Origin of the sequence: Corynebacterium sp. HMSC071F07 (assembly GCF_001810285.1) — a bacterium.
GTDB classification, from domain to species: Bacteria; Actinomycetota; Actinomycetes; order Mycobacteriales; family Mycobacteriaceae; genus Corynebacterium; species Corynebacterium simulans.
Genome location: NZ_KV800714.1, coordinates 202574 through 202854 on the forward strand (window position 1 = coordinate 202574; position 281 = coordinate 202854).

1 protein-coding gene is annotated in these 281 nt (G+C 56.6%); it reads right to left on the bottom strand.

What is annotated here, in order from left to right; all coding sequences use genetic code 11:
- Positions 1-281: MFS transporter (locus HMPREF2724_RS13280; RefSeq protein WP_246818241.1), on the bottom strand; the 281-nt coding region annotated here is incomplete at both ends.

The following is a 281-nucleotide window of genomic DNA, read 5'->3' on the forward strand; positions in this document are numbered from 1 at the left end:
GAGGGAGAAGACGCCAGAAGAAAGGAGCGTGCCAGCGGGCGAGCCAATTTGGACGAATGCGGCGTAGCGCCCTCGCTTTTCTGCAGGTGCGTGTTCAATTGCCATCGTGGTGGCGCCGCCCCACTCGCCACCAACTGCAATTCCCTGTACAAGACGTAGAACGGTTAGCGCAATCGGAGCCCAAATGCCGATTGAATTGTAATTAGGTAATAGGCCGATTAAGCCCGTTGCTACGCCGATAGCGACAATCGAGATGAGAAGTGCTGGGCGACGTCCCATCC